At 51.1% G+C, this 21,033-nt stretch carries 12 protein-coding genes, 3 tRNA genes and 3 rRNA genes; all 18 read right to left on the bottom strand.

Annotated elements, in window-relative coordinates:
• Positions 1-12: 12 nt before the first annotated feature.
• The 18 genes from rrf to GOC95_RS09170 all read right to left on the bottom strand — a co-directional run bounded on the left by rrf (position 13) and on the right by GOC95_RS09170 (position 20,964).
• Positions 13-126 (bottom strand): 5S ribosomal RNA (rrf, locus tag GOC95_RS09255).
• Between the two features lie 198 nt (positions 127-324).
• Positions 325-3,207: ribosomal RNA gene (locus GOC95_RS09250) — 23S ribosomal RNA — on the bottom strand.
• A 378-nt stretch (positions 3,208-3,585) separates the two neighbouring features.
• Positions 3,586-3,661: transfer RNA gene (locus GOC95_RS09245), tRNA-Ala, on the bottom strand.
• Positions 3,662-3,670: 9 nt separating this feature from the next.
• Positions 3,671-3,747, bottom strand: a tRNA-Ile gene (locus GOC95_RS09240).
• Between the two features lie 87 nt (positions 3,748-3,834).
• Positions 3,835-5,373, bottom strand: a 16S ribosomal RNA gene (locus GOC95_RS09235).
• The 16S, 23S and 5S rRNA genes sit together here with 3 tRNA genes alongside, the layout of an rRNA operon.
• Before the next feature lie 339 nt (positions 5,374-5,712).
• A tRNA-Met gene (locus GOC95_RS09230) sits at positions 5,713-5,789 on the bottom strand.
• A 75-nt stretch (positions 5,790-5,864) separates the two neighbouring features.
• Positions 5,865-7,601: a lipid A export permease/ATP-binding protein MsbA gene (msbA, locus tag GOC95_RS09225; RefSeq protein WP_275356790.1), complete on the bottom strand. Its 1,737-nt coding sequence runs from the start codon at positions 7,599-7,601 to the stop codon at positions 5,865-5,867.
• A gap of 8 nt (positions 7,602-7,609) precedes the next feature.
• On the bottom strand, positions 7,610-8,596 hold the full coding sequence (locus GOC95_RS09220; RefSeq protein WP_275356789.1) for a glycosyltransferase family 9 protein: 987 nt from the start codon (positions 8,594-8,596) through the stop codon (positions 7,610-7,612).
• Positions 8,597-8,605: 9 nt separating this feature from the next.
• Positions 8,606-9,670, bottom strand: coding sequence for a glycosyltransferase (locus GOC95_RS09215; protein WP_275356788.1), 1,065 nt, complete (start codon positions 9,668-9,670; stop codon positions 8,606-8,608).
• Positions 9,663-10,781 (bottom strand): glycosyltransferase family 9 protein, encoded by a 1,119-nt coding sequence (locus GOC95_RS09210; RefSeq protein ID WP_275356787.1) that lies wholly within the window; start codon positions 10,779-10,781, stop codon positions 9,663-9,665. The genes GOC95_RS09215 and GOC95_RS09210 overlap by 8 nt, the downstream gene beginning before the upstream one ends.
• Positions 10,765-12,051, bottom strand: a complete 1,287-nt coding sequence (locus GOC95_RS09205; protein WP_275356786.1) for an O-antigen ligase family protein — start codon at positions 12,049-12,051, stop codon at positions 10,765-10,767. Before GOC95_RS09205 ends, GOC95_RS09210 begins: the two co-directional genes overlap by 17 nt.
• Positions 12,048-13,175 carry a glycosyltransferase gene (locus GOC95_RS09200; RefSeq protein WP_275356785.1) on the bottom strand — a complete coding sequence of 376 codons (1,128 nt, stop codon included), beginning with the start codon at positions 13,173-13,175 and terminating at the stop codon, positions 12,048-12,050. Before GOC95_RS09200 ends, GOC95_RS09205 begins: the two co-directional genes overlap by 4 nt.
• A gap of 16 nt (positions 13,176-13,191) precedes the next feature.
• Complete coding sequence (locus GOC95_RS09195) at positions 13,192-14,157, bottom strand: mitochondrial fission ELM1 family protein (RefSeq protein ID WP_275356784.1); 966 nt, start codon at positions 14,155-14,157, stop codon at positions 13,192-13,194.
• A 116-nt stretch (positions 14,158-14,273) separates the two neighbouring features.
• Positions 14,274-15,044, bottom strand: a complete 771-nt coding sequence (locus GOC95_RS09190; protein ID WP_275356783.1) for a DUF4197 domain-containing protein — start codon at positions 15,042-15,044, stop codon at positions 14,274-14,276.
• A 99-nt stretch (positions 15,045-15,143) separates the two neighbouring features.
• The gene (locus GOC95_RS09185; RefSeq protein ID WP_275356782.1) at positions 15,144-17,645 is read right to left on the bottom strand and encodes a glycogen/starch/alpha-glucan phosphorylase; all 2,502 of its coding nucleotides are present in this window, start codon (positions 17,643-17,645) and stop codon (positions 15,144-15,146) included.
• Between the two features lie 156 nt (positions 17,646-17,801).
• Positions 17,802-19,049, bottom strand: a complete 1,248-nt coding sequence (locus GOC95_RS09180) for an outer membrane protein transport protein (RefSeq protein WP_275356781.1) — start codon at positions 19,047-19,049, stop codon at positions 17,802-17,804.
• 239 nt (positions 19,050-19,288) lie between these two features.
• On the bottom strand, positions 19,289-19,651 hold the full coding sequence (locus GOC95_RS09175; RefSeq protein WP_275356780.1) for a hypothetical protein: 363 nt from the start codon (positions 19,649-19,651) through the stop codon (positions 19,289-19,291).
• Positions 19,652-20,319: 668 nt separating this feature from the next.
• Positions 20,320-20,964 carry a PEP-CTERM sorting domain-containing protein gene (locus GOC95_RS09170; RefSeq protein WP_275356779.1) on the bottom strand — a complete coding sequence of 215 codons (645 nt, stop codon included), beginning with the start codon at positions 20,962-20,964 and terminating at the stop codon, positions 20,320-20,322.
• Between the last annotated feature and the right edge of the window lie 69 nt (positions 20,965-21,033).

The raw sequence follows: 21,033 nt of genomic DNA, 5'->3' as shown, positions 1-21,033 counted from the left end.
TTTAGAATAGGAGCTTGGGGATGACCTACTTTCGCATACGAAGAGTACACTATCATTGGCGCAAGTTCGTTTCACGGCCCTGTTCGAGATGGGAAGGGGTGGTTCCAAACTGCTATTGTCCCCAAACATAACTGGTAATGTTATGCATGGTGCTGATATGAATCAGCCTGCTTTAACAAATTGGAAGAAGTAAAGGATTTTGCTTTTTCAAGCATCAATGGGCAGGGTATGAAACAACTTGTGTTTCTTATTTCTAGATGATTGCCAAATCATATTGCTTTGAACTACACCTGGCTTAGATTTTGGTCTAAGTTTTAAGGTTATAGGATCAAGCCTCACGAGCAATTAGTATCAGTTAGCTTAATGCATTACTGCACTTCCACACCTGACCTATCAACGTCCTGGTCTTGAACGACTCTTTAGCTGGCTTAAAGCCAGAGGCAAGTCTCATCTCGAGGCGAGTTTCACGCTTAGATGCTTTCAGCGTTTATCTCTTCCGCACTTAGCTACCCAGCTATACCATTGGCATGATAACTGGTCCACCAGAGGTGCGTCCACTCCGGTCCTCTCGTACTAGGAGCAGGTCCCCTCAAACTTGCAGCGCCCACGGCAGATAGGGACCAAACTGTCTCACGACGTTTTAAACCCAGCTCACGTACCACTTTAAATGGCGAACAGCCATACCCTTGGGACCGGCTACAGCCCCAGGATGTGATGAGCCGACATCGAGGTGCCAAACTCCCCCGTCGATATGAACTCTTGGGAGGAATCAGCCTGTTATCCCCAGAGTACCTTTTATCCGTTGAGCGATGGCCCTTCCATACAGAACCACCGGATCACTATGACCTGCTTTCGCACCTGCTCGACCTGTCCGTCTCGCAGTCAAGCAACCTTTTGCCATTGCACTATCAGTACGATTTCCGACCGTACCTAGGTTACCTTCGCACTCCTCCGTTACTCTTTGGGAGGAGACCGCCCCAGTCAAACTGCCTACCATACACGGTCCCCAGTCCGGATTACGGACCTAGGTTAGAACCTCAACAACATCAGGGTGGTATTTCAAGGATGACTCCACGATATCTGGCGACACCGCTTCATAGTCTCCCACCTATCCTACACAAATCTTGTCAAAGTCCAATGTAAAGCTGCAGTAAAGGTTCATGGGGTCTTTCCGTCTAGCCGCGGGGAGATTGCATCTTCACAAACATTTCAACTTCGCTGAGTCCCGAGAGGAGACAGTGTGGCCATCGTTACGCCATTCGTGCGGGTCGGAACTTACCCGACAAGGAATTTCGCTACCTTAGGACCGTTATAGTTACGGCCGCCGTTTACTGGGACTTCAATCAAGAGCTTGCACCCCATCATTTAATCTTCCAGCACCGGGCAGGCGTCACACCCTATACGTCCACTTTCGTGTTTGCAGAGTGCTGTGTTTTTATTAAACAGTCGCAGCCACCTTTTCACTGCAACCCCATCACGCTTCTAGAGCAAGTCTATACACGTTACCGGGGCGCACCTTCTCCCGAAGTTACGGTGCTAATTTGCCGAGTTCCTTCTCCCGGGTTCTCTCAAGCGCCTTAGAATTCTCATCCTGCCCACCTGTGTCGGTTTGCGGTACGGTCTTATACAACTGAAGCTTAGTGGCTTTTCTTGGAAGCATGGTATCAATCACTTCGTCTGCAAGCAGACTCGTTATCACGTCTCAGTCTTAGCTCTCCGGATTTGCCTAAAGAACCAACCTACACGCTTGAACCGGGACATCCAACACCCGGCTGACCTAACCTTCTCCGTCCCCACATCGCATTGTATATAGGTACAGGAATATTAACCTGTTTCCCATCAGCTACGCATCTCTGCCTCACCTTAGGGGCCGACTCACCCTGCGCCGATGAACGTTGCGCAGGAAACCTTGGGCTTTCGGCGAGGGAGCTTTTCACTCCCTTTATCGCTACTCATGTCAGCATTCGCACTTCTGATACCTCCAGCATGCCTCACAGCACACCTTCGCAGGCCTACAGAACGCTCTCCTACCATGCCAGTAAACTGGCATCCGAAGCTTCGGTTACGTGCTTAGCCCCGTTACATCTTCCGCGCAGGACGACTCGACCAGTGAGCTATTACGCTTTCTTTAAATGATGGCTGCTTCTAAGCCAACATCCTGGCTGTCTATGCCTTCCCACTTCGTTTTCCACTTAGCACGTCATTTGGGACCTTAGCTGTCGGTCTGGGTTGTTTCCCTCTTGTCCACGGACGTTAGCACCCATGGACTGTCTCCCGTAATTGAACTTCTCAGTATTCGGAGTTTGCAATGGTTTGGTAAGTTCTTATGAACCCCCTAGCCATAACAGTGCTCTACCCCCGAGAGTTATATACGAGGCACTACCTAAATAGTTTTCGGAGAGAACCAGCTATCTCCAAGTTTGTTTAGCCTTTCACCCCTATCCACAGCTCATCCCCAAATTTTTCAACATTTGTGGGTTCGGACCTCCAGTACCTGTTACGGCACCTTCATCCTGGCCATGGATAGATCACTTGGTTTCGGGTCTACACCCAGCGACTAATTCGCCCTATTCGGACTCGATTTCTCTACGCCTCCCCTATCGGTTAAGCTTGCCACTGAATGTAAGTCGCTGACCCATTATACAAAAGGTACGCAGTCACCCCTTACGAGGCTCCCACTGTTTGTATGCATACGGTTTCAGGATCTATTTCACTCCCCTCCCGGGGTTCTTTTCGCCTTTCCCTCACGGTACTGGTTCACTATCGGTCGATATCGAGTATTTAGCCTTGGAGGATGGTCCCCCCATGTTCAGACAGGGTTTCTCGTGCCCCGCCCTACTTGTCGTTACCCTAGTTCCACAAACGGGATTTCGTATACGGGACTATCACCCACTACGGTCGGACTTTCCATTCCGTTCTACTATCGCGTCTGCTAAAAGTAACAGGCTGTTCCATGTTCGCTCGCCACTACTTACGGAATCTCGGTTGATTTCTTTTCCTCTGGGTACTTAGATGTTTCAGTTCTCCAGGTTCGCTTTACTCTTCCTATATATTCAGAAGAGAATGACCTTACGGCCGGGTTTCCCCATTCGGACATCTCCGGATCAAAGCTTATTTGCCAGCTCCCCGAAGCTTTTCGCAGGCTATCACGTCCTTCATCGCCTGATATCGCCAAGGCATCCACCATATGCACTTATTCACTTGACCCTATAACGTTAAAACCTAAACCCTTTTTAAATCTAGATTTCGTCGTGCATGAGACACGCGTTACAGGTAATTCTAAAGCACTATCAAACCTCGTTAGATTCGCTACATTCATGATTACTCATCAATGTCGCTTCTCAACTTGCGTTTAATATTTCTGATTTTGCAATCAATCGATATTATTTCCGGTTAAAAAATAATATCGCCCATTGAATATAAGTTGTCATCACACAACCTATATTCCTTTACTTCTTCCATTTTGTTAAAGAGCAGTCTTAGTCGTTAAACTAACGTTTAAAAACCAGAAGCAAACATTTAATCAAACATCAATTAATAACGCTTGCTTCTAATCTCTAAACCGCAACAAAGACACCAAGTCGTTGGTGGAGGATGACGGGATCGAACCGACGACCCCCTGCTTGCAAAGCAGGTGCTCTCCCAGCTGAGCTAATCCCCCAATATTCGGTGGTGGGTCTGGTTGGGCTCGAACCAACGACCCCCGCCTTATCAAGACGGTGCTCTAACCAGCTGAGCTACAGACCCTAAGGCGGTTTGCCTAAATCTTTGTTGCTGCTTATTTTTAAGATGACCGATAAGAGTGAATGCTTGTAGACAGGTGATCTTCTCTAGAAAGGAGGTGATCCAGCCGCACCTTCCGATACGGCTACCTTGTTACGACTTCACCCCAGTCATGAATACTACCGTGGTAATCGTCCCCCTTGCGGTTAGACTAACTACTTCTGGTAAAACCCACTCCCATGGTGTGACGGGCGGTGTGTACAAGGCCCGGGAACGTATTCACCGCGACATGCTGATCCGCGATTACTAGCGATTCCGACTTCATGCTCTCGAGTTGCAGAGAACAATCCGGACTACGATCGGCTTTCTGAGATTAGCTCCCCCTCGCGGGTTGGCAACTCTCTGTACCGACCATTGTATTACGTGTGAAGCCCTGGCCATAAGGGCCATGAGGACTTGACGTCATCCCCACCTTCCTCCGGTTTGTCACCGGCAGTCCCATTAAAGTGCCCAACTAAATGATGGCAATTAATGGCAAGGGTTGCGCTCGTTGCGGGACTTAACCCAACATCTCACGACACGAGCTGACGACAGCCATGCAGCACCTGTGTCCACTTTCCCTTACGGGCACCTAATGCATCTCTGCTTCGTTAGTGGCATGTCAAGGCCAGGTAAGGTTTTTCGCGTTGCATCGAATTAATCCACATAATCCACCGCTTGTGCGGGCCCCCGTCAATTCCTTTGAGTTTTAATCTTGCGACCGTACTCCCCAGGCGGTCTACTTCACGCGTTAGCTGCGTTACTCATGGATTTTACTCCACCAACAACTAGTAGACATCGTTTAGGGCGTGGACTACCAGGGTATCTAATCCTGTTTGCTCCCCACGCTTTCGTGCATGAGCGTCAATATTATCCCAGGGGGCTGCCTTCGCCATTGGTATTCCTCCACATCTCTACGCATTTCACTGCTACACGTGGAATTCTACCCCCCTCTGACATATTCTAGTCTTGTAGTTTCAAACGCAGTTCCCAAGTTGAGCTCGGGGATTTCACATCTGACTTACAAAACCGCCTGCGCACGCTTTACGCCCAGTAATTCCGATTAACGCTCGCACCCTACGTATTACCGCGGCTGCTGGCACGTAGTTAGCCGGTGCTTCTTATCAAGGTACCGTCAGCCTCACACAGTGTTATTGTGTAAGTTTTCTTCCCTTGCGAAAGAGCTTTACAACCCGAAGGCCTTCTTCACTCACGCGGAATGGCTGGATCAGGCTTGCGCCCATTGTCCAAAATTCCCCACTGCTGCCTCCCGTAGGAGTCTGGACCGTGTCTCAGTTCCAGTGTGGCTGGTCGTCCTCTCAGACCAGCTACTGATCGTCGCCTTGGTAGGCCATTACCCCACCAACTAGCTAATCAGATATCGGCCGCTCTTATAACGTAAGGTCCGAAGATCCCCTACTTTCCCCCTCAGGGCGTATGCGGTATTAGCTAATCTTTCGACTAGTTATCCCCCATTACAAGGTACGTTCCGATATATTACTCACCCGTTCGCCACTAATCCCCTTAGCAAGCTAAGGTTCATCGTTCGACTTGCATGTGTAAAGCATTCCGCCAGCGTTCAATCTGAGCCAGGATCAAACTCTTCAGTTTAATTCCTAACTATTACTTTTTACCTCAATTAAGAGGCGGTATTCGATTTCGCTATATCTCAAATTCATTTCAAGGTATGTGTGTAAACTACACTGTACATACTTGTCATAAATCTAAGCGTAAGCATTTGTATTTTCTGAGTTTTACGCATTAAATGCGTTCACACCCAACTACAAACACCCACACTTATCAGTCATCCTAATTTTTAAAGAACAGTGCCTCGAAGGCTTTTCGCTCTTCCGTTTTAACTTCCAACGTTTCAAGAGAAGCGCGCATTATACAGAGGTTTTTCGTTCGGTCAAGCATCAAATTCATTTAATTTTAAAACGTATTTTTGCTTGGTTGCGGGAACAGGATTTGAACCTGTGACCTTCGGGTTATGAGCCCGACGAGCTGCCAGACTGCTCCATCCCGCGTCCGAATCGACTAATAAAACATGTGTTGCGTCGAGAGGTGAGACTATAGCAAACTTTCAAAAACAGTGTCAACTGTTATTTGCTTTTTCCATAGAGATGGTAGAGCGTGGCATATTTGCCGCCGGCCTGCATGAGTTGCTCGTGCACACCTTCTTCAACGATACGACCACCATCCATGACGATTATTCGACTGGCATGCTGAATGGTGGAGAGGCGGTGCGCGATCATGATGGTGGTTCGGCCCTGCATGAGCTGGGTCAGTGCGGCCTGCACGTTATGTTCGGATTCATTATCGAGCGCGGACGTCGCTTCATCCAAAATTAAGATGGGGGCATTTTTAAGCATGGCGCGCGCAATCGACAGTCTTTGACGTTGGCCGCCGGAGAGCCGCAAGCCCCTGTCACCAATATGCGTGTCCAGTTGTTGTGGCAGTTTTTCGATGAACTCCCAGGCATGTGCCGCCTTTGCTGCTGCAATCACCGCCTCTTTAGAGGCCCCACGTAAACTGCCGTAGGCAATGTTGTGGTAAATGCTGTCATTGAACAAGACGGTTTCCTGACTGACGAATGCAAACTGCTGGCGCAGCTCAGCCAGCGCCAGTTGCTGGATAGGGAGATCATTGATCAGTAACTGCCCTTGTTGCACCTCATGAAAACGGGGCAACAAATGCGCCAGTGTAGACTTGCCGCCCCCTGACATGCCAACCAAGGCCACCGTTTCACCAGCATGGATGGTCAGGTTGAGCTCTTTTAGCGCCGGACTGTTCGCGTGCGGATACTGAAAAGTGACCTGCTCAAAGCGAATTTGGCGGATGGGCTCAGCCAAAACCACCTGACCCTGATTGTTTTCGGCAGGCGTATCCAGCACGGCAAACACACTTTGGCAGGCGGCAATCGCAATTTGCACATCTTCATTCACAGAAGTAATCGCTTTCACCGGACCAATCAGCATGAGCAAGGCGCCAATAAAAGCCGCAAACTCACCGGCGGTAAACTGGCCGGCAGAGTAATAGATCACCATGGCTAACGCAATGGCGGCCAGCATCTCGACAAACATACTGTTTAAACCAGAGATGCGCCCTAACCTGACCATCATTTGCCGGTTAGTGGCAACGATATGGCTAAAGCGTTCATACTCATACTGCTCGCCACTGAACACCTTGACCACGCGCTGTCCACTGGCGGCCTCTTCAATCACCTGTGTCATGTCTGACATGCTGGCTTGCACCTGACGGCCAGAGTTACGCAATTTAGGTGTCATTTTTTTCAGATATCGGGCAATCAGCGGCGACAGCAGCAAAAACACCAGCGTCAGTTTCCAATCCAGATAAAGCATATAAGAGACGATGCCAATAATGGTCAAGCTATCGCGAATGGAGGAGATGATTACTTTGGTGACCGCACTATATAACTGCTCGCAATCAAACGTCATTTTGGTGGTGATATTGGCAATGGCGTGCTGATCAAAAAAACTGGTGGGCAGCTTCAGCATGTGTGCAAAAACCTGATTGCGTACATCCTCGATGACGCGGCGGCCGACAATCCTGATCAGGTAATTGGAGCCAAAGCCTGCCAATGCACGCACCAACAACAAGCCACCCAGCATCGCTGCCAGCGTCAAGCGCGCATAGGTCTGCGTCTGCGTGGTGAACCCTTCATCCGTCACATGCTTGATGGTACTGAGAAAACCGGTATTACTGGCGGACAAGACTACTAGGCAAACCAGCGCCAGACAAAAAGTGGCCCAATAAGGCTTGAGATAGGCCATGAGCCGGGTCAGTTGCGCATACGCGCTGGGAGTGTGATTGATCATGGTAAAGACTAATGGTTTTTATGAGCGCTGGGCGACCTTGAATCAGAGGAGCCTATATGAGATTGGACTTGGGCATCGACAGTCATCTCGGCCAACAAGCCCTGCAGACGAGCCACCACGGCCTCTACACCAATCCCGAGAATATCCTGTTGTGCATCTTGAATAAAGTGCGCTTGTGGAGACCAGGGCAAATAACGGACCGGCGAACCCGGGCCAAACAAGGTCAGGCTCGTCAAACCCGCCGCGGCGGCCATATGCCCGAGCCCGGAGTCATTGCCAAGATAGCCATCACACTTTTGCAGCAAGGCATAAGACTGCGGCAAGCTTAATCGTCCGCACGCCACCTGCACAGGCAGCTGAGCCAGTGCAACAAAGCGTTGTGCGAGGACGGCATCCGCCTGCGAACCCAGCAACACCACGCCAGAGACTGCATTTGCAAGCGCATTGGCCACCGCTGCATAACGCTCGACTGGCCAGATTTTACCGGCAAAATTTGCGCCCGGCCCGATCGCCAACCAGCGCCCTTGGCCCAGCATGGGAAACAGGTCTGCAACCAAGGCATGATCTTGCTCGCTGGCCCACAAGGTTGCGTTGGGCCGCAGATCGCCGACTAACGTCTGCACGGCCGCCAAATGTTTTTCTGCCGAGTGCAGGTGCATGGTGCTGGCATTGGAACGTTTTTTAAACACTTGCTTTGCCCGCAGCAGATAAGGCAAAAAATCCGTGCGCAGATCGACTAGGACGTCATACCGGGTTTTTCTCAACAAGCGAATCAATTGCACATAGCCCGCCCAGCCTGAACGTTTGTCGCGCACGAAAATACGGTCAATATAAGGACAGGGGTCAAACAAGGCTGAAGAACGGACATCACTCACGAGGTCTATGCGCGCTTCTGGCAGGTGCGCATGCAGGGCTGCCAGTACCGGCGTCGTCAGGATGGCGTCCCCAATATTGGACAGCGTAATCATGAGGATGCGAGGTTGAGTGCTGGTCATCGGGCTGGCTTACCTGCACTCAAAGGACACACCGAGTCTGATCAGCGCCTCTTTGAGTTGCTGTTCTAACTGCGCAGGCGAAAAGTACTGCGTATATAAAGTACGTGCTGCCAATTTTTTGTCCTGCTGGTTGCTAACGCATTGCATGACCGCATCGGCCAGGGCGGCAGGATTGGCTGCCTCGATCTGCCATAAACCGCTCAATGGTCCGTTGGGCATCGCCGCCGGATAAGCGTCACTGTTGCGCGTAATGACGGGACGGCCACAGGCCAGGCCCTGAAACACTTTATTAGGAATGACCTGCGCGGCCTTTTGCGAGCCGCCAAACACGCCCAGCACGATATCGGCTTTGGCGATCCGGCCTGGCAAATTGGGATAGGCCAGACTGTCTTCAAAATGCACATTAGCCAAGCCCGCCGCTTGCTGCCGTGCCGCCGCCTTGGTCGGGCCATCGCCCAACAACACCCAGCGCAGATGCGGTTGACCCGCCGTCAGTCTGGCGGCTTCAATCACCGTTTCTACCCCATGTAGCGCAATAAAGCTGCCATAAAACAAGACTTCTGTGCTCAGGGGTCGGGGCTTAACCAGCGACACCGGCGAAAACAGTGGCTGCTCCGCGCCTACATAGACCACCGCGGTTTTTTCTGCTGACAATCCAAAACGTTCAATAAACATCTGCTGTTGCAGCGCCGTATCCAGCAACACCATATCCGCCAACTGCAAGCACTTTGTCTCGGTGCTGAGCAAGCGCTGTGCTTGCGGGCTCTGCTCAGCAAATTTGTTCCGCTCATACACCTGCTTTTGCCAGGCACTGATCAAGGGGTCAAATACGAGCGGCACACCGCGTCTGCGTGCCCAGCGGCTGGCGGCTTCAACATCTCGGTGCCTGAAACAGGGCACCCACACCAGGTCGGGCGTAGGCAGGCCTTTTAACTGCGCTTCAACATCCCCCCAGCCACTCAGATGTGGCCTGAAGTCGATTAGCTGGCAGCCCAAGGCCTGCAGCAATTGCCGACTGATACGGTTGCGGGAATAATTGAGGTCTGAACGCCCCCACCAAATCACTTTAGACATGATGGCGCTTCACTTCCGGCAAATAAGGTAACACTTGCGCGGGCGTCAACTGTCGCATGCAGGAGTGATGGCTGCATTGCTTGGCATAGCAATTTTTACAAGGCAAATCGAGTTGCAGGGCGACAACTTGCGCGCCTACCGGTTTGACCCGCAGTGGATTGGTCGGCCCACAAAGCACCACCATGGGCGTAGGGGTGGTTGCCGCCAAATGCGCAGTTCCGGTATCGTTAGCAACAATATATTGCGCCCGCGCACAAATAGCGGGCACGGCCAGCAAGCTGGTTTGTCCGCATAAATTCACCACATGCGCAGGATGACGGCTGGCAATCTGCTGACACGTCTCGGCCTCATCTTGCCCGCCCAGCAATACCGCACGCTCCCCACGCGCAAGACAATGTGACACCAGCGCAGCATACTGTTCGGCACCCCAGCGCTTGGTCGCCATTCCGGCGTGGCTACCACATAAAAATACCGCAAAAGGCTGAGACGTCAGCCCATGCTGGCTTAACAACTGCTGGGCAGCCGTTTGCGCCGCTGGATTCACGGCCAATGTTGGTCCATTGGTCAGGGCGGGGATGCCTGCTGTGATTAAGGTCTGCTGCAAGATTTGAAAACTATGGGCCTGCGGCAATGCGCGAATTTGACGGACCGTGTAGGGAAAGCGCGCATGATTGCCCAACAGCCACCTGGGCGCGCGACCACTCAATCGCAACAGGCTCAGTAACAGCCGGCTTTTATCATTGGTTTGCAAATCAATAATCAAGTCATACTGCATGGCTGCCACTTCAGCCAGCCACTGCCGGTAAATACGCCAACGCCCTGATTTTTGCTGCAGATTCAAACACCAGATGCGCTCAAATCGAGGATCATCTGCAAACAGGGACTGCCAGGCTGGCAAGGTATTTAAATGCAAGACGGCCTGTGGAAACGCCTGATGAATGTCCTCGATGGCGGCTGTGCTCATAACAATATCGCCCATGCCGCCCCACTTGATGATCAGGATGCGTTTGATCTCCTGCCGGGCGGGCAAATCGCAGACTACGGTCTGATCGAGTGACTCCGACAGGCAGTCAGCATCAAGATAACTCTTTAGCCTAACTTGCTTGTGCATCCTGATCCCTTTGCAGACTTGCAATCATGAGGCAGGCCAATAGCATGAGCACCGGAAACCACCAAGGCACCAGCATGGGTTGCGTGGTGTTGAGCGGAAAATAAATCACCATCAGTGGTAAGGCATAAGGCCAGGCTTGCTGTTGTAGCGGACGCGCCGCTTGCCTGAACCAGGCCACACATAACCCCATAATCGCGATCAGGCCGATGCCACCCACCAGGCCGGTTTCGGCCAGCCACTCAACATAAATATTATGCGTATGGGTAGGGTGAGCCACAAAAGGGTCATCACTGCGCGTGGCATACTCGGCATAAACACGCTTGAAGTGATTGCTGCCGACACCGGTAAGCGGGTGCGCCTGCCACATGTGTAGCCCGGTTTCCCACAAATTGAGGCGGTAGCTTAACGCATGATTCACGCGGTCAAACGTCGACTGCTGCGTATCCGCAATCGCCTGCGTATGCTGCAGTTTATATTTGGCCAGTTGCGGGCTCAACGCACCAGCCAATGCCACAGCCAGCAAGGGCATACAAAGTACCGCGGCCCACACTTTCCAGCTTGCCCGCTGCTGCCACAAGGCCAGTAACAACATCAGCAAAAATATATACAAGTATCCTCTGGCACCAGAGAGCGTCACCACCACGCCAACGCCTAGCACCAGTCCCCACGCCAACCAGGGACGCTGGGGCAACCAGTGATAAAACAGCAGCGGCAACATAGGTAACATCAGAATCCCTTGGTGCAAGTCATGAAACATGCCGGTAATGCGGCCTTCCGGTGTTTTGGCAATACCAAGCAGATCGACGCCGAAAAGATATTGAATACTGCTATCCAGCATCCACAACAGCATGATGCCCGTCACCCATTGCGCAAACAGCTGGCGATAGCGGGTCACCTGGAATGTCAGCAATAATGGGAGCGCTGCAAAATACAGCAGGCTAAACCAGGCTATCGCCGCCAAACTGGCTTGGGGATGTTCAGCCTGCAAGCACGACAGCCACATCGGCAACCATAGCAGCAAGAAGACTGCACTCCAGCGACGCACTACAGACTGCCTGAATATTGCCACTCCCGACCTAAAGCATAAAAACACGCCTACCATGGCCAGCAAAGCGGTGGGCAATCGGGCCCCGCCAGAAAACGGACTCCAGGCGATCATCATCACCGCCAGCAAGGTACAAGCCCAAGCCAAGCCCGGCGGCATCCGCACCGCAGTGCTGTCTGCCCATCCTGAAGGCCAGACTTTAAACATTGTACGTGCAAACATCATGTGTTCACATCCAAAGGCTGAGACATGACGCGCTGGTAAACGTCCAGCGTTTTCTGTTGCATGTCGGCTAAAGTAAACAGAGTATTCGGGCGCACCGCAGGCCGCTCCTCCAGCCAATTCAGGGTCAGAATCGCCGCTTCAGCAATATTGCCCACTTGCACAGCCCCTTCCGGTAATAAGGCCGCCATTTGCTCCGCCACGCCGCCATGATCATACGCAATCACCGGCACACCCAGACTCAATGCCTCCAGCGTGGTCCGTCCAAACGCCTCAGGTGCTAAAGACAGCGAATAGACGATCTCGGAAATCGCCATGATATTTTTCACGTCTTTGCGATAACCCGTCATCGTCACGCAATCGCTCAGGCCGGCCAGCGCAATCTGATGTTGCAAAGTCGCTGCGAATGCCTGCTTGCCAGTATCGACCTCCCCCACCAGCAAAGCATGAATATCTTTATGTTGACGACAAACCACCCCCACCAGCTCGACAAAATCCTCCGCGCCTTTCCAGCGCGAAATTCTGGCCGGGAGTAATAGCAGGCGTTTGCCCTGGGTCTGCGGATATTGGGCAAACCATTGCTGCTTCCAGTCCGCCTCTGGCTGGTAGCCCGGGAAGTACTGAGTGGTATCCACCCCGCGGTAGATCAGCGTCATCTTATGGTTTTCAAGCTGGTAGTGCGTTTGCGCATAGGCTTGTATGGTTTTTGAAATCACTATCACTTGCTCGCCCGCGGTCATGATCCGGCTATACCGGCCAGGCCGATAATACCCATGCACGGTCGTCACCAAGCGCGGACGCTGTGCACGTGGCATGGTTTTCCAGGCCCAATAGACCACCCAGGCTGGAAAGCGCGAACGGACATGGACAATATCTACCTGCATTTGCCGCCAAATGCGTTGTAATTTGGGAATCCATAACAAGGTCAGTAATGACTTACGTCCGACCGGACAGGTCAGGTGCGTACTGCCAGCCGCCTCAAGCTCGGCCACCATGCGCCCGCCCGCGGACATCACCAGCGAGCAGTGCCCTTGTGCCACCAGTGCTGCAGCCACCTCGAGGGTGCCGCGCTCCACACCGCCAGATTGCAAGGCGGGCAGCACTTGTAAAACAGTGAGTTTTCGCAAAAGCAGACTTCAACAACTAGATTAATCGTGAGACCAGACGGCTGGATGCAGGACGGTTGAAATGGGCCAGTAACAAGTCGCAGCAACGGCTGGCTTCATTAAACCCCAGCACCGGACGCATAAATTGGCGATACAAGCCATAAGGGTCATAACGCGTGACCAGTTGGCGGTCTATGAGTTTTTCGATGCCGCGGCTCACCCGGCTGGCACGTTTGGCGGTCAGATTAATGATGCCGACGGCAACCTGTGCTGTCAGCGCCTCATACACCATGGAAACAGAATCCTCGGTCACCCAGGCCGCAGAAACCGTTGCCAACTTGGCTGGCAACCAGCCTGGCCCGGTGTCTGTGATCGCCACAATTTCGAGATTGGCAAGGCGGACACGCTGCATGGCCGAAATAAAACTGGCCGGCGTACGTCTGGAGGTGGTCAATACGTAATGCTGATCAGGATGCTTGCGTACCAGGTCGTAGACTTGCGCCACCACGCCCAGCTCATCCCATTCAAAATGTTTGCTGGGCCCGCCGACCATGATCAGGACCTGCTCGGTTTGCTGCACTTTGCTGGCAGGCTGGATGTGATTGATCACCCCACGGGTCTCAATAAAGCTGGCAAATCCGCGATATTGGTCGTGCTCGGGGATCAGACACACATCAAACAATTCGGCTGGCAGGCTAGGCTGCATCATGCAAACAGTTTTGCCGCCATACGCACGTTTGGCAGCCAGCATATGGGCATGGGTCGCATGACCGGCGCCGATAATCAGATCCGGTGCAGGCAAGCCCTCGCCTGCCGGCCATTGCCCCAGCAACCACGACAACCAGCCGTGACCCGCGTCCTTGATCTGGAGATCAAAGACCTGTAGCGCTAATCTGGCCTGCAAGGCCTGAACCAGTCCTTGCGACTGATGCTGATGTCCTGGTTTGCCATCCAGCAAACGCCAAACCACGAATGTTTGAGTTGAATGAGTTTCTCTGATCATATGCATCACCTGCGACTAATACGCAGGATAGATGCAGATCATGACGACTTGATTAAGCCAAGATGAACAAATTGTGTCAGCCCGGCCCCGTAACCGCTAGGCCGGACCAAACAGAGTTATTGCGCGACCGCGCCAAAGACCTTTTTCAGCAGATTGCTGGCTTGACCCACCGGATCCTGACGGATCGCAGCCTCTTCTTTGGCAATCATCAGGTAGACGCCGTCTAGTGCCTTTTGTGTCACATACTGATTGATATTGGCATCTTCTTTTTTGATCAGGCCAAACTGGCTGCCCATTTCAGCATACTTGTTATAAGTATCTGCCAGCTTCACGTTAGCCGTGGCTTTTTGCACGATGGGCAAAAACTTGGCCGCCATGTCAGTTGCGGTGGTTTTCTTGAAGTATTGCGTGGCAGCATCTTGCGGACCCGTCAAAATCCCCTTGGCATCAGTCAGCGACATTTGCTTGACCGAATTTAGCAACAAGGCCTTTGCCTCGGGCACGGCTTGTTCTGCGGCACGATTCATTTTCAGCACCAAATCATCGGCCTGACTGCCCATGCCTATCATGCGCATGCCTTTTTCGATTTTCTTTAACGAATCCGGCAGCGGAATTTTGACCTCCTGGTTACCCATAAAGCCATCCGTCGCCCCCAGCATGCTCACCGCTTTGCTGGCACCCTGACTCAGCGCCAGTTTCAAGCCATCACTGGTTTCCTTTTCGCTGAGCTGGCTCACCGCCCCGCTCTCGCTACGGCCACTGGCAGCACTATTGACCTCTTTTTCCACCATGTCGCCCAACGCCTTCAAGTCCAATGCCTGCGCCTGCATCCCGATTGCATTGCTCATGAGCAGTGCAGTCAATATCACCTTGGCTTTCATTTTCATGCTGTTCGTTCTCTCATCAAGTTGAGCGCAGTGTACCCAGAAAACACAAAGCAAGTCCAGCGGACTTGCTTTGTGTGGGCTTGCGCAAAAGCCGGGCGCTTACGCTTTGAACGGTTTCACATTCCAGATACGTTCGGCATATTCACCGATAGTGCGGTCACTGGAGAATTTAGCCATCCGAGCCACATTCAAAATCGCCATACGCGACCAGGCTTCCTGATCTTGATACAGGGCAGCCACTTTCTCCTGCGCGGTAACATACGCGGCATAATCGGCCAGTAACAAGTATTGATCGCCTTTGTGCAACAGGGTATCAATAATGGCCTGGTAGCGTGATGGCTCCTCTACCGAAAAATAGCCATTGGCGATCATATCAATCACCTGCTTGAGTTCGGCATTGCCATGGTAATAATCCCACGGGTTGTAGCCGCTGGCTTTCAGCTGCGCCACTTCTGGTGTGGTCAGGCCAAAAATAAAGATATTTTCACTGCCGACCTCTTCCATGATCTCCACATTGGCGCCATCCAGCGTACCTATGGTCAAGGCCCCATTGAGCGCCATTTTCATATTACCGGTGCCACTGGCCTCGGTACCTGCGGTCGAAATTTGCTCGGATAAGTCGGCGCCCGGGAACAGGATTTCTGCCGCACTGACCTCGTAGTTAGGATAAAACACCACTTTTAACTGGTCTTTGACCGCCGGGTCGTTATTGATCATCACCGCCACATCGTTGATCAGGCGGATGATCTGCTTGGCCAACCAGTAGCCAGGCGCCGCCTTGCCTGCAAAAATGATCACCCGTGGCGTGTGATGGCTGGCATGACCGCTACGAATCCGGTTATACAGCGTGATCACATGCAGCACATTGAGCAACTGGCGCTTGTACTCATGAATACGCTTGATTTGCACGTCAAACAAGGCATCCGCGCTGACCGCAATACCCGTCTTCTGCAAAATCTTGTCGGCCAGGCGCTGCTTGTTGGCTTTTTTCACTTCGCGGAACGCTTTTCTAAACGCCGCATTCTCGGCAAACGGCTCAATCTGCTTGATCAGGCTCAGGTCCTTCTGAAAGCCGGTGCCGATTTGCTTGGTCAGCAATTCTGTCAGCAAAGGGTTGGCCTGGTTCAACCAGCGGCGTGGCGTGATGCCATTGGTCACATTGGTGAACTTGCCAGGATAAATTTTGTTGAAGTCAGCAAACAGCGTGGTTTTCAACAACTCGCTGTGCAGCTCGGCCACGCCGTTCACGGTATGGCTACCAACAATCGCCAGATGCGCCATGCGCACACGACGGCCGTGGGTTTCGTCAATGATGGACACTCGTTGCAACAAGCCGGTATCGCCCGGGAAGTGCTGATTCACCATTTGCAGGAACTGGTGATTGATCTCGTAAATAATCTCGAGATGCCGAGGCAACAATTGTCCGAACATGTCCACCGACCAGGTTTCCAGGGCTTCTGGCATCAAGGTGTGGTTGGTGTAGGCAAACATTTTGGTGACCAGCGTCCACGCACGGTCCCAAGGCAAGTGATAATGATCCACCAATTGATGCATCATTTCGGCCACGGCAATCGCTGGGTGGGTATCATTCAACTGAATGGAGACCTTGTCAGGCAAGGTGTTCCAATCCGAGTTGTAATTGGTAAAGCGATGCAAAATATCCTGTGTAGAGGCCGAAACAAAGAAGTATTGCTGCTTGAGGCGCAACACCTTGCCCGACTCGGAGGTGTCATTTGGATAGAGCACTTGCGAGATGGTTTCGGCACCGTGACGGCCTTCTACCGATTTTTCGTAGTTACCTTCGTTAAACGATTTCAAGTCAAACTCATTGGTAGCCTTGGCAGACCATAAGCGTAGATTATTCACAGTCTGCGTGCCATAGCCAGGCACAGGTACGTCATAAGGCATGGCCACCACCGTTTCATGATCAACCCAATGATGTTCCACGCCACGTTCGGTGTGTACATGCAACACGCGGCCATAAAACTTCACCTCGCAAGTATGCTCGGGGCGCTGAATCTCCCAGATATTCTGATACCGCAACCAGTTATCAGGATTTTCTTTTTGCTGGCCTTTCTCGATGGTTTGCCTAAACATGCCGTAGTCGTAACGGATGCCATAGCCGGTAGCCGGAATATCCATGGTCGCCATCGAGTCGACAAAACAGGCAGCCAAGCGGCCCAGGCCGCCATTACCCAACGCCGCATCGGGCTCCATCTCGGCCACGCCTTCCAGCTTTTGGCCAATCTCCTGCAAGCCTCCGCTTAGATCGGGTGCAATGCCCAAATTCAGTGCGGCATTTGACAGCATACGGCCAATCAAAAACTCCAGAGATAAATAATAAACGCGCTTGGTATTGGCGTCGCGATAAGCGTCGCGGGTATTCACCCAGCGGCTCATCAAGTGGTCGCGCACGGTAAACGCAGCCGTTTGGTACCAGTCACGCGCCGTGGCCCAAGAGTTTGATTTACCAATAGAAAAAGTCAGGTGGTTACGCAACGCCTGGGGGATAGGCAATTGCTCTAACAAAAACTCTTCAACCGGTTGCGCAGTTTCGACGGGTGTCTTGGATTTAGGCGTTTTCTTCACATTGGCAGTCATGCATCTTCCCCTTGAGTTTGATTCATAGAATTGCTTTCAGTTAGCAAAAGCAAAAAGCAAGCCTACAGCAAGAATATGTCAGACAGAAAAAAAGCCACAAAATTCATGCTGTGGCTTTTGATTATAGCGCCCGTGCTTTGCGGGCAGAGAAGACTTTTACAATTTCCAGGTATAAGCCACGCCCAATGCATCCTGATACATGCGCACATTCGCGTCCCCTCCACCAAATCCAGCAGGGATCGAATTTTGACCGCGTACTGTATTTTCAAAGGCATGGGTATAAGCAAACGAGACTTCCGATTGCGGACTCAACACCCAAGTCGCGCCAATCGACACATGATCTTTCACCACGCCAGGCGCCAGGATATTAAACAGCGTATCGCCCGCGCTAATCGGCTGATCCACATGGTTATAGCCTGCACGCAAAATCAACTCCGGGCTATATTGATACAGCGCACCGATCTTATATACCTTGGCATCCTGCCAGTTAAATCCGGCGCCATTATCGTTACCCAAGCCATTGCTCAAGTTAGATAAAGAGGCGTTACCAACAGCATCTACCTCACTGTAATTGATGCGCTGAAAATCCGCGGCCAGCGTCAACGCCGGCGTTACTTTGACCGCCACACCCACGCCATAGGTGGAGGGGATATCGAAATCACCCTGCTCGGCAAACAAGCCCTTGTACTTGTCAAACCGGCTCATATAAGTACGGCTCTGATAAGTGGCCCCCAGCGTCACGGCATCTGTGATTTCGCCCAACCAGCCAATATGCACGCCCGCCCCATAAGAATCATCATGACCGTTGTTGGTCAGATTGGCTGCCGAACTACTGGCATTGCTAAAGTTTTGCAGCCCCTTGGCTTCAAACCGCTGATAAGCCAGATTGAGGGAAACGCCCAGCGTATGATGCTCCTGCACCTTCCAGGTGACGGTAGGCGCCACAAACACCTGGGCCAAATCCACGCCCGTGCGGCGACCATTACTGTTAAACAGCGGAATACCGTTTTTGTAGTCAGTATTCATGCCGCCATTACCGTAAACACTCACACCCAGCGTGACATCCTCAGAATATTGCGTGTTGTAGCCTAACTCTGGAATAAAGAAATTCTGGCTATCATTGCCTTTATAAGTCCCATTGGCTTCTGGCGCACCACTGCCTTCAATCTCCGATTCACGCACCGGCCTAAACCAAGTCACGCCCGCATCCACACGGCTCCCCACTTTACCCATCCCAGCCGGGTTGGCCGCTGCCGCCAGCGCATCTTGTGGCAAAGCGATGCCCACGCCACCAACGCCTTGAGAGCGAACACCATACCCATGAAAAAAATAACCATCCGTCGCCCACGCATTACCAAACGAAAAAGCGACCGCTACCGGAATAATCTTTGACCACTGATACATCTCAATCCTTCAATAACCTTGTTGGATTGCAATATATCAAGCGATTAAAATTCCAATAAATAATATATAAAAATATATTTATAACTAAAAAATATAAAAGCCCGCGGCGCGGGCTTTTATGAAGGAGAGCTTAATTAAGGATACATTGAGTCAATTTGAGCGGGATTGAACGCGTTGGCAACAAGTTGCCCTCTCTACTCGGCTTTTGCTCGTCCCGGTTGATTGATCGGTCATGCAGCTCATTTTTCACGTGTAAGTGCTTGACCACCAGCACCAGGAAAATCAAGTACTACGTTGTTTTCGTCTTTGATTATTACCATAATCCCGCCACCTGGTTTGCCATCAGTTGTTTTGAAGTCTATGCCCCATGTATTATCAGTAAGGTTGATATAGCTAATATTTGCTTTATTTGGTTCAGCAAGTGGTTTCCCGGAGAAGTCAAAAGCCGTATATGTGATTGTTGAAGGTGTAAACTCCCAAATGAAATTTGCTTTAGGTGCATGGCCTTTCCATTTGCCGAATAACATATAAGGTTCGCCAGCAAAAGCTAAGTGAGAAATTGATAAAACAAACGCTATTGTTGTGATTCGTATAATATTCATTTGAAGTCCTTCATAAATTAATCAGGTTATTAACCCCAGTAGATACCGTTATGAGAGACAAGCTTTTAATGCATTGCCTATATGGAAAGGTTTTCATTTAAAACGGTATCTACACGGCTAAGCTGGCATTTCCTTAAGCAATTGAAATAACGTTTCCCTTTCTGCAGGGGTTATGTTCTTAACGCGCGACTTTCCCGAGGAGCTAATTATGACTATGTGCTCCCAGCCTTTGTCGGCAGAAAACAAGTCAAGAGAACTGCGGCTACCATTAGCGTGAGTTAGAAGAATCACTTGCGATGGTGAGGGTGGGCTCACTAACAACACTCCCACCTCTGAATTATGTTCGTGAAGCCAGCGTTCTAATGCCTTTAGCTGAACTTGGTTTAGCCTCCATGTCCTTGTGTGCGGAAGGGCTGTAGTTAATCCTTGATCTGTTACCTCTACCGCAACCAGTGGAGAAAAATCCTGTTCGCAACCAGCAAGAACAGAAACAATTACAAAGATGATCAGATAAAAATAGCGCATGACTAATATATGGCTAACATTTCACAAAAGGGACACCATCTGACCATTGATTTCTACAGCAATTGGCGTTTGATTGTGAATGCCTAAATACTTCCTCTGATCGACTGATCCACATCGTTACCATTGCTCAACTCTTGTAATGATCAGTTATCGATTTTGCGACGACGTGTGGCAACAATACACACAACGCCCCCTAATGCTGACATGTAGATTGAAGACGGTTCAGGAACTGAGGCTGAAAAATTTGTGTAGCCAGACGCTTTTGCTAAGGGCGAGAACGGAATAAATAACTGGTAATTTCGCGTTGATCCGTCTTCAAAAGTGAATTGATAGCTCGCCTTGGATGGTGAGTAGCTCGACTTAAAGGAAAAATATCCAAGATTCGTTGAGGATGTCGAGACACTCTGCCAAATCAACGTTGTTTTGCTATCAGAGCCTTGTTTGTCTACGATATAAGTCCAGCCATCTGGAATCCTCATCGAGAAGATGCTGCTATCAGTGAAGTACGGCATGACAACCGTTTTAGCCTCAAGCGGTGCTGCAAACCCATAATTCCAGCCAGTTGAGTCTTGAAATGGCACTAGCACGATGGGGGAAGGCTGAAACACTATGGGGACATTCAGAAGTGGCTGAAGATGTGCCTGTGCTGATGGGCGATCATCACAAACGTATCCAGAAACACAAAGGGTACCAGCTTGCGCTTGCGTCGACATGTTGAACGTGGTCAGCATCACCACAAAAAATAGTATATGTCTCTTCACTAGAGATTCCCTGATGATTTTTTTCAATCATCCTACTGACTGCACATTACAAGCATGTTAAGTCTAGCGAAGCTCTCTAAATAGTCCGAAGGGTGG

Origin of the sequence: Methylophilus sp. YYY-1, from assembly GCF_029132825.1 — a bacterium.
In the GTDB taxonomy this organism is placed as follows: Bacteria; Pseudomonadota; Gammaproteobacteria; order Burkholderiales; family Methylophilaceae; genus Methylophilus; species Methylophilus glucosoxydans.
Note: the sequence above shows the minus strand (reverse complement) of the source record. Positions and strands in the feature narration are given on the sequence as shown.